Source organism: Actinomyces sp. ZJ308, from assembly GCF_011752065.1.
GTDB lineage: Bacteria > Actinomycetota > Actinomycetes > Actinomycetales > Actinomycetaceae > Actinomyces.
Map to the genome: position 1 here is coordinate 45,238 of NZ_JAAIJY010000025.1, position 9,447 is coordinate 54,684.

6 protein-coding genes are annotated in these 9,447 nt (G+C 71.0%); 1 reads left to right on the plus strand and 5 read right to left on the minus strand.

Features of this window, described 5'->3' with window-relative positions; translation table 11 throughout:
- The first annotated feature begins 1,556 nt into the window (after nucleotides 1-1,556).
- On the plus strand, nucleotides 1,557-5,402 hold the full coding sequence (gene mobF / locus HCR68_RS14470; protein ID WP_167149352.1) for a MobF family relaxase: 3,846 nt from the start codon (nucleotides 1,557-1,559) through the stop codon (nucleotides 5,400-5,402).
- Here mobF and HCR68_RS10765 read toward each other — a convergent pair.
- From HCR68_RS10765 to HCR68_RS10785, 5 genes are all read right to left on the minus strand, one after another.
- Nucleotides 5,397-6,104: a hypothetical protein gene (locus tag HCR68_RS10765; RefSeq protein ID WP_167149353.1), complete on the minus strand. Its 708-nt coding sequence runs from the start codon at nucleotides 6,102-6,104 to the stop codon at nucleotides 5,397-5,399. The genes mobF and HCR68_RS10765 overlap by 6 nt on opposite strands.
- A 65-nt stretch (nucleotides 6,105-6,169) precedes the next feature.
- Entirely contained in the window at nucleotides 6,170-6,694 is a 525-nt protein-coding gene (locus HCR68_RS10770) for a hypothetical protein (RefSeq protein ID WP_167149354.1), read from the minus strand.
- Nucleotides 6,695-6,696: 2 nt separating this feature from the next.
- On the minus strand, nucleotides 6,697-7,101 hold the full coding sequence (locus HCR68_RS10775; RefSeq protein ID WP_075406572.1) for a hypothetical protein: 405 nt from the start codon (nucleotides 7,099-7,101) through the stop codon (nucleotides 6,697-6,699).
- On the minus strand, nucleotides 7,101-7,412 hold the full coding sequence (locus tag HCR68_RS10780; protein WP_167149355.1) for a glutaredoxin family protein: 312 nt from the start codon (nucleotides 7,410-7,412) through the stop codon (nucleotides 7,101-7,103). Before HCR68_RS10780 ends, HCR68_RS10775 begins: the two co-directional genes overlap by 1 nt.
- A gap of 19 nt (nucleotides 7,413-7,431) precedes the next feature.
- Nucleotides 7,432-9,288 (minus strand): TraM recognition domain-containing protein, encoded by a 1,857-nt coding sequence (locus tag HCR68_RS10785; RefSeq protein ID WP_167149356.1) that lies wholly within the window; start codon nucleotides 9,286-9,288, stop codon nucleotides 7,432-7,434.
- Between the last annotated feature and the right edge of the window lie 159 nt (nucleotides 9,289-9,447).

Consider the following 9,447-nt stretch of genomic DNA (forward strand, 5'->3'; position numbering starts at 1 on the left):
TTACCTGTTTGCTGGTCACTACTAACCGTGCCGAGGTACGCCACACGCGCCCCTACGGGGCTCGCATGCCAGGAAGGGCGAGAACCCGATCTGGGTGACGGCGTCACCCAGATCGCCGGGTCGCCGAGCCCGCTGACGCACCTGTGGAGGCCGCCGGCTGTCGCCGGGGCCGGCGGCCACGCACAGGTGGACAGCGGGACCCCGTACCGGGGCCGTGGACAGGCCCGGGGCGCCGCCGGCCAGGCTCCTTCGTCGCCCGACCAGGCCGAGCGGGCGCCCAGCCTGCCCACAACCCCTCAGCCACGCTGGCGTCGTCACCGTCCGTAGCAGGGCCGGCCTGCACCCCGGCCGCCACTCACCTTGACCCATCAGCGCCAGCCCCCGTCAAGGCGGCCCGGGCACAGCCCTCCCACCGTCACCGGTCAGGTCACCTGCCGTTGCTGGTCGCCGATCTGCCTGTGAGCGCCGCGCGCGAGCCCCGTGGGGGCTCGCGCGCCAGAAGGGGGAGGGGAAACCTACGGCCCGGGTACCCCGTGCCCACATGTGGACGGCCCGGCTACCGCCGGGGCCGACCCGCCCACATGATGGACACCGGGACCCATAGGACCGGGGGTGTGGCCGCCTCGCGAGCGGCCCTGTCTTCGCCCGCGGGCCGCTCCTCGCGACTCGCCCACACCCCGCTGGCTGGTACCCGCTCACCTTCCGGGCCGATCACACCCGTAGTTGCTCACCTACACGCTCGGTCCCACCAAGACACTCACTCACTTACCCCTGTACCTGTCTGAGTCGGCTCCCAGCGCACTCACCTACCAGCGCCCCTCTCACCATCCCCGTACCTGACGCTAAAGCGTTCCGAACGGACGATGCCGTGCACGCCGAAACGTCACCTTCTCGTCTTTTAGCAAGCCGAGAAGAGATAAATCGAGGCACATCTGGCACTGCGGAACCAAAACCCCAAAGTGTCAGGGGCAGGTGTGGCGCACCTCGGCACGGTCATAGGCGACAGTGACGATCTCAACCCAAGGACTGACTGTGATCCAGGTCATATGTGTGCAGTGTGGGTGCACCTTCAACGCCAAGCGCCGCAGCAAGCGCTACTGCTCCAAGGAGTGCCGCCAGGCATGGAGAGCTGACCACCAGGTCACCTGCCCCGGGTGCGGTCAGCTCTTCACCCCCAGCCGCTCAACCCAGGTGTACTGCACGGCAGCGTGCAGAGAGCGAGCGGGCAGGCGTGCACGCTACGCGCGCGGCCGCGAGCACGTGCGCGCCTACACCCGGGCTAGGGGAGAGGGTGAGCGCTCAGCGATCTGCCCGGTGTGCGCAGCGGTGTTCACGCCGGCGCGCAGCAGTCAGGTCTACTGCTCGCCGGCGTGCAGGCGTGCGCGCGCAGGCGCCGCGCGCACGCGCGCAGCACACATGACCGCGGCTGCGCGCGCGTGCGCGCTCATCAAGCGCCTGCACGTGCCCGACGAGGACGGGGCGTGCGCGGAGTGCGCGCACCCCTGGCCGTGCGAGACCAGGCGCCTGACCGAGGCGGTCACCGGTGGTGAGCGCCCGTGATCACGGTCAAGCGCCTCTACGACACCGGTCGGGAGGGTACGAGCATTGTTGACTACCTGATCGAGTCCGTCGCCGATGGTCCCGCCCAAGAGGCGCACGCGCACTTCGACGGCACGCGCTACTACACCAGCGCGGGCACACCCCCAGGGCGGTGGCTGGGCGCCGGCCTAGACGGCCTGGGCGACGATGACCGCCACCTGCACGCCGGGCGGCGCGTGGGCGCCGACCAGCTGCGCGCGCTCATCCAAGACGGCGCCGACCCGATCACTCACCAGATGCTTGGGCGCGCGTTCCCCGCGCACGTGTCCACCGCTGACCGGGTGCGCGCACTCACCGCCGACCTGAGCGCTCAGCTGAGCGCCGATGAGCGCGCAGCGCGCATCGAGCAAATCGAGCGGCAGGTCGCGCGCACCAACAAAGCCAAGGCGGTGCACGGCTTCGACTTCACCTTCGCCCCACCCAAGAGTGTGTCGGTGGTGTGGGCGCTCGGTGACGCCGGCGTGCGCGAGCAGGTCGAGGCCGCTCACCACGACGCGATCAAGCACATCGTGGCCATGATGGAGGCCGACTCCATCCGCACCCGCCAGGGCGCCGGGGGAGTCGTCCAAACAGAAACGCGCGGCGTCGTGGCCGCGGCGTTCGACCACTGGGACTCCCGCGAGGGCGACCCCCACCTGCACACCCACCTCGTGGTCGCCAACCGGGTCCAGGGCCCCGACGGGGCCTGGCGCACCCTGGACTCCCACGGCGCGCTCATGCCCGCCCAGGTCGCCCTGAGCGAGGCCTACGACAACCACCTCATGGACGGCCTCTCCGCGCGCCTGGGGGTGGAGTGGCACGTGCGCTCCGTCTCCCGCACTGGGCGGGAGCACTGGGAGATCGACGGCGTCGACGACCGCCTCCTGAAGGTCTTCTCCACCCGGCACGCCCAGATCGAGGCCGCCCGCGACGAGGCAGGCGCCGACGGTGCGGGACACTGGGACGCCGACGCCAGGGCCTGGGCCGGCACGCGCAGCGACAAGAAGCACCACTCCCTGGAAGAGCTCACGCGCTCGTGGCGTGAGCGCGCACGCCAGGTCGCCGGCGATCAGCCCCTGCGCGGCGTGACCGGACGGCCCCTGCCCGCGCCAGGGACGATGCCCGGTCAGCCCGGCACGCGCTCCCACCCCGTGCGCGCAGCCGACATCACCGACGACCAGGTCGTCCACCTAGCCGGTGGCGTCCTGGTCGCGCTCCAGTCATCGCGCGCTCACTGGAGCACCTGGAACATCCGCGCCGAGGCCCAGCGCGCAGCCCGCCGGATCCGCTTCGAGACCCCCGGTCAGCGCGATCAGTTCACTGGCCGGCTCACCGAGGCGGTCACCGCCAGGTGCGTGCGCGTGGACTACGCGACCACCGCGCATACCCCCGCCCGCTACCGCCGCCGGGACGGCTCCAGTCAGTTCGTCCCCGAGAACAGCGAGATCTTCACGACCCAGGTGCTCCTGGACGCCGAGGACGCTCTCTTGCGCTGGAGCCGGAGCACCGATGCGCCCAGGCTGGCCAACCCGCAGGCCCTGGCGACCTCCGGGAAGAGGGCGCCCAGCGCCGACCAGCTGGCCGCCATCGAGGCCGTGGCCACCAGTGGCCGGCGCCTGGACCTCATGGTCGGGCCTGCCGGCGCCGGCAAGACCACCGCGCTGTCGGCTCTGGTGGAGGCCTGGCAGGCCGAGCACGGGGCCGGTTCGGTCACCGCCCTGGCCCCCTCCTCGGCGGCCGCCGAGGTCCTGGGCGAGTCCCTGGGAGCGCCGGCCGACAACACCGCCATGTGGCTCACGCTGCGCCGAGCGGCCGCCGAGCGCGACAGCCACATCGACTTCCTGCGCCGGGCCGGCGACTGGCTCGACCAGGGCGGCCGGGTCGCGGACATCCGCGACTCCCTCGCGGTCGTTGACCCCACCACGGCGGGCCTGCCCGACCGGAGGATCCGGGCCGCGATCGACACCGCGCTGCACCGCATCGAGACCACTCCCGTGCAGAAGGCGCGCCTGGAGGCCGGTGACCTCATCATCGTCGACGAGGCCTCCATGGCCGCCACCCTGCCCCTACGCGAGATCGTCGCCCAGGCCGAAGCCGCCGGCGCCAAGGTCCTCGCCGTCGGGGACCCCGACCAGCTCTCCGCTGTCGAGGCCGGCGGAGCATTCGGCATGCTCATCGACTCCCACCCCGAGAGCGTGCCTTCCTTGAAGACGATCCACCGCTTCGTCGACGACTGGCAGGGGCCGGCCTCCCTGGCCCTGCGCGCCGGTGACCGCAGGGCGGTGGAGACCTACACCGCCCGCGGAGCCGTCGAGGCCGGGATCCAGGAGGAGGTCCTCGACCAGGTCCACGCCGCCTGGGCGGCCGAGACCGCCCAGGGCCGCACGAGCCTCATGGTCGCCGCCGACAACGCCACCGCCGCCGAGCTCGCCGCCCGAGCCCGCTCGGACCTCAAGGCCGCCGGCAAAGTCGGCGGCCGGGAGGTCACCCTGGCCGACGGCAACCAAGCGTCAGCCGGCGACCTCATCGTCACCCGCAAGAACGCGCGAGCCCTACGCTCAGGTCGCCACTGGGCTCACAACGGCGCCACCTGGACAGTTCAGGCCGTGTCCGCTGACGGTGCCATGCTCGTCACCCCTGCCGCCGACCCGGCTACGGAGGCGATCCACCTGCCCGCCGACTACGTCGCCGCCCAGGTCGAGCTCGGCTACGCCACCACCATCCACCGCGCCCAGGGCCGCACCGTGGATGACTGCCACGTCGTGGTCACCCCCGACATGGGCCGACAGGCCCTCTACGTCGGCATGACCCGCGGCAAGTCGGCGAACGTCGCCCACGTCGTCACCGACTCCGCCGCCGCCGATGACGACCTCATGCCCCAGTTCGCGCAGGAGCCCGCCCACATCCTCACCGACGTCCTGGCCCGCGACACCGCCCCGGCCACCGCCCGCAGAGCCGCCAACCGCCACGCCGACCAAGTCGAGTCCGTCAAGCGCCTGGCCAACGAGTATCAGACGATCGCGGCCGGAGAGGCCGCCTGGGGATGGGAGAACTCCCTGCCCCGTCTCCTGCCCGGCCAGGCCGACCGGATCCTGGCCGACGACTACTCTGATGCCCTGGCCAAGGAGCTGCGCCGCAGCCACCGGGCCGGCCTGGACGTCAACACGGTGCTGCCGGCCCTGGCCGGCGCCAAGCCCCTCAACGATGAGCACCCGGCCGCTGATCTGGCCAATCGTGTCGCCAAGGCCCGCAAGGCCCACACCGCCGCCGGCGGACAGCGCCGGCTCATCGCCGGCCTCATCCCCGCCGCACCTCCCTCGGCCGACCCCGACGTCGCCCGGGCCCTGGCCGAGCGCGAGAAGCTCATCACCGCCCGAGCCAGCGCCGTCCTGCACCAGGCCCTGACCGAGGGCCAGCCCTGGACGAAGGACCTCGGCCCCGCGCCGGCCGACGCGCGCGTGCGGTCCCAGTGGCTGGAGGCCGCCCGCACCGTCGCGGCCTACCGGGACCGGTACGGCATCGTCGACCCGCCCGGCGGACCCATCACCGCCACTACCCATGACGCCTCCCTGGAGGCGACCCTGGGGCCGGTGGTCTCCCACATCGACCGCACCGTCGTCGAGGACCGCCGACGCGCCACCCAGGCGCTCCTTAGGGCCCGCAGGCTCTCCGAGCAGGCACCCAGGCAGGCGGCCCCGGCTCCTGGGCGAGCCCCGGGGGTGCCCACCATGAGCCGCACCCCCAGAGGCACGGTTGGTGTACCGCAGCAGCCCAGGACTAGGCAGCGGCCGGGCAGAGAGCAGGACCGGGGCAGGGAGCTATAGGCCCGGGTGGGCGCCCATGGCCTGGGCCACCTCAAGCAGCTCGCCCAGGTCGTCGGCCGGCTCGGACAGGGCCGGACTCGTGTTGCCGGCAGAGTCGACGATCACGCCCCACGGCTGGGCGGTGACGACCTCGGCGACGCCGTCGACCACGACGACCGACCATGGCAGGGCGTGGACGACCAGGTCCTCATCGATGTCGTCCATCTCCGTGTTGAGCACCAGGCGCGCGCCGGCACCAACCACTCCGGCGCCGGCCAGGGCCAGTAGCGTGCCCCCGTCGCACACTGCGGCGCTTCCACCGGCCAGGACCGTGATGCTGGCCGCCCCGGCGGCGATACGGCCACCGATCTCGGCGCTGCACTGGCCCCACGAGCGCACGATCGGGCCCGGGTTGGCCACAACCGCCAGCGCGCCGGGGACGACGTCGACACGTATCTCCTCGGGCACGTACTCCACCAGCAGGCTCACGGCCGTGCTGGTGACCTCGATCCACTCCTGGCCGGCCTCGATCAGCTCGTCGAGGATCGCCTGTCCGGATGCAGGAACCCCCCGCTTGCGCGGCTCAGGCTGTTCCGGGAACGGCACCACCACCGCGTCCTGGGCCGGTGCGCCGCCGGCGGCGCAGGTGACGCACCCGTCCTGATTCGCTGTCTGCCTGGCTTTGCTGCGCCGGGCGGCCAGCGTCGGCAGCCAGGTCAGCATGAGCTGCTCCGTGTGGCCGCACGGCCACAGAACTGTCGCTTCCTTCCAGTCATCAGAGTGTGCCGTCAGGCGCCCGCCGCCGCGACGGCCGCCGCCTCCGCCTCGGTGCGGTAGGCGGCCATCGCCTCCCTGTGGCGTCCGATCCACTCTTGGCTGTCCTTACCCCCGGCAACGATATCTGCCGCCCACGCCTGAGAGCGGGCGGGCACGTGACCGCTGGCTGTGCACGAGCCGGTGAATGCCTCGCGCAGCAGATCACGAGCGAACATGAAATTATGGTGCCACCCGATGAGTGCTTCACCGGGTTGGACGGGGTGTGTCGCAATCAAATAGGAACGATGAAGAGCGTCAAGAATGTGAACGACCCACTCGTGCTTCTCCCAGCACGGAGGAATCACTCCGGCGCCCAGCTCATAGTCCACGACCAGACGGGCCACGAAGATCCTCAACTCTCCGAGCTCCTTGAGACGCTCCTGCGGTGTCAGTGCCCACCAGTCGATCGTCGGGGCGAAAGGGATGTCGGCCCCGTTCGCCCCGCCACTGGTGTCCCACACCCCGCCGCCAGCGGTGGTGCTGCTGTCCTCACTCATCATTACTCCTCTTGGTTTTTGCGTGCTCGTGACTGTCTGATGCTCTTGATGATCGCCAGGGTCACCTGACGCCTCCTGCCCCGGGAGATGAGCCTCTGCCAGGACCGTGAGGCGTCGATCGCCTGGTGGACCAGTTCGTGGCAGGGCCGGCACATGGCCATCAGGTCCTCGTGCCTCTCCCTGCCCATACGGCTGTAGGACAGGTGGTGCAGGTCCCCGCGGGACTGGCTCCACCGGGCCCCGCACAGAGCGCACACGATGCGCCCGTAGCGGCGTTGCTCCTCGCTCGCCCAGCGTTGGCGGCGCCTGTGCCACCCCGGGGAGGCCAACCAGTCCGCATAGCGCTTACCGGCCGCCACCCGCCCCGGGGTACGCAGTGGGCGGCGCCTGTTTCTCAGCCCGGCCATCAGCCGCTCATCTCCATGGTTCTCTCTCGGGTGGGGGCCGGCGCCCGGCTGCGGCTGGCGGCCCCCACCTCAGGGGGACGCAGCCGCTCGATCAGGTCGGGTCGGTATCCGACCCACTCCTTGTCGCCGGCCACCACCAGGGGAAGCTGACGCGCCCCGAGGCGGTCCGCGACCCGCTCCGCCTCACGGGCGGCCTCAGGGTCGTCGACGTCCTTGTAGGTGTAGGCCACCCCCATGGCCTTCATCTTGCGTCCGGTAGCCGTGCACTGCACGCAGTTGGCCCTCCCGTAGAGGACCACCTCATCGCTCATGCTCCTGTCCATGCGTTACTCACCTCCCCACCGGCGTCGTTGTCGGAGGGGTCTGCTGGCCCGAGCCGGCCGGCCACTGCCCGTAGCTGGTTGGTGCCAGCTCGGGCGGCCGGTACGGCTCCGCAGCCACCGCAGGGTCGGCTGGCTTGGCGGCCGCCGAGGTGGGGGACGGGTACCGGCGGCCACGGTGCTTGAGACGGGTGTCGATGTCCATCAGGTCGATGACGGCCGCCGGCGCCGCGCCCTTGAACAGCAGAGCGCTGGCCTTGGCCAGGGCCCGGACCTGGCCGGCGGTAGCGACGTTCTCCCTGACCTCTCCCCACGACGACTGGCCCAAGCCGGTGGACCCGGTCCGTCGCTCCACGGTGCGCTCACCGATACTGGCAACAACGTCACGCTGGGTCTCACCGTCCATGGTCCCGCCCAGCAGCATTCTTGCCGTGGCCGCGGCCCAGATCGCCTGAGCGGCGTCGCGGCCGAAGCGGTCGGCCAGCTGGGCTCGGGCCTGGATCGAGATGATGACCGTGATGTTGCTTCCGCCGCCGGCGCTCATCATCTTCGGCAGTGACGGCAGCACCGCGATGTTCGCGATCTCGTCGAGGCACAGCAGCAGCCCCGGACACAGCCGGTTGCCCTCCGAGCGGTTGGCAAGCTCAGTGGCCACGGCGTAGAAGTCCTCGATCAGGGCCGCCAGGAACGGGGCTGCCGAGTCGTTGTTGTCGCTGACGACGTAGAGGGTGCCCCGCTGGCGGATGAAGTCCTCGATGTCGAGCTCCATCCCCGGGGCGGGGGAGACCATCTCGCGCACCTCAGCGTCCATCAACGGCTCGCCGACACACGATGAGACCGTGGCCCAGATGTTGTCTACCGTCCGACTGTCGCCCGAAAGCTCCCCGTCGAGGCGGTCTGCCCATCCCCGCTCCGCTGTGGATGAGGCGTTCAGGACCGCGACGGCGTCCCTTGCCCGAGCCGAGCTCTGGGTCCACCTGGCCAGGGCCTCGACGCCCTCACCGGACAGGGCCGCGGCGTGCAGCAGCGGGGCGAGAACCTGGCGAGCGTGAGACTCCCAGAAGGCTGCGCTTCCACCGGTGCCTTTGCCGGCGTTGGCGGCCAGGGCCTTGGCACGGCGCAAAGCCACCTTCGAGTTCTCACACCCTCTGGTCAGGGACCAGCGCAGCTGTGCCCGCTCCAGGACCCGTCCGGCCTCACCGGTGGTGCTCACCCCGCCGGGGGCGAAGACCGCTACCGGCCCACCCAGCGCCTGGCGGTGCAGGACGGTGCGGGCCGCCATCTCGGCCCTCACCGAGGTCCCCACTACCGCGCCGGTGAACTCGGCCAGGACAGCCTCCAGCACCAGCCGTGACTTGGAGCTGCGTGAGGGCCCCTCGACCACCAGGGAGTCCTCCTTGGGAAGGAAGGCGTTAACGCCCCGGCACCTTCCCACCCGGTAGCCCAGCTCCCAGCAGGTGGGCCGCGCAAGGTCAGGGCGAAGCCAGACCATCTTCTCCAGCGACCTAGCCCCGAAGTGCTGCACCGCCTGGCTCCTGGTGGCCATACCCTTCTCGTGGCGAAGGTCGCCGCTGCGACCCGACCCACCTAGCAGACCTCGCGCGCTGGCTTGGCGCCACACCCACACGGCACCCGCCACGACCGGCACCAGCATGGACACCCAGCACAGCCAGAACACGATCCCGCTCATGCCCTGGGCACCCCAGGCCCGCGCCGGAGCCACGAGGAGGACCGAGGCGATCGTCCCGCTGACCGGGTCACGACTGACGCTGCACCCGCTAACGGTGCAGGCCACCCCAGCGGACACCCGGGCCGTAACAGCCATGACCGTCGCGGCTCCGGCGACGAGCAGACCAAAGTTCATCATCGAGTCCGACCCACTGCTTGCACTCATTGTCTTGTCAAGCCCCGGGTTTTGTGGAGGCTGGTTTAGCTGGATGTGGTGGTGGCTGGTTGTAGTTGTTCCTGGCGGTGGGTGTCGGGGGCCCAGGCGGCTTCGTGCTCGGCGGGGGTGCGCATGCCGATG

Excerpts from the sequence above, each read along its gene's own strand:
- HCR68_RS10765 (WP_167149353.1), bottom strand. The coding sequence starts at position 6,104 with ATGCTGACCTGGCTGCCGACGCTGGCCGCCCGGCGCAGCAAAGCCAGG.
- HCR68_RS10785 (WP_167149356.1), bottom strand. The coding sequence starts at position 9,288 with ATGATGAACTTTGGTCTGCTCGTCGCCGGAGCCGCGACGGTCATGGCT.
- HCR68_RS10780 (WP_167149355.1), bottom strand. The coding sequence starts at position 7,412 with ATGAGCGATGAGGTGGTCCTCTACGGGAGGGCCAACTGCGTGCAGTGC.
- HCR68_RS10775 (WP_075406572.1), bottom strand. The coding sequence starts at position 7,101 with ATGGCCGGGCTGAGAAACAGGCGCCGCCCACTGCGTACCCCGGGGCGG.
- HCR68_RS10770 (WP_167149354.1), bottom strand. The coding sequence starts at position 6,694 with ATGAGTGAGGACAGCAGCACCACCGCTGGCGGCGGGGTGTGGGACACC.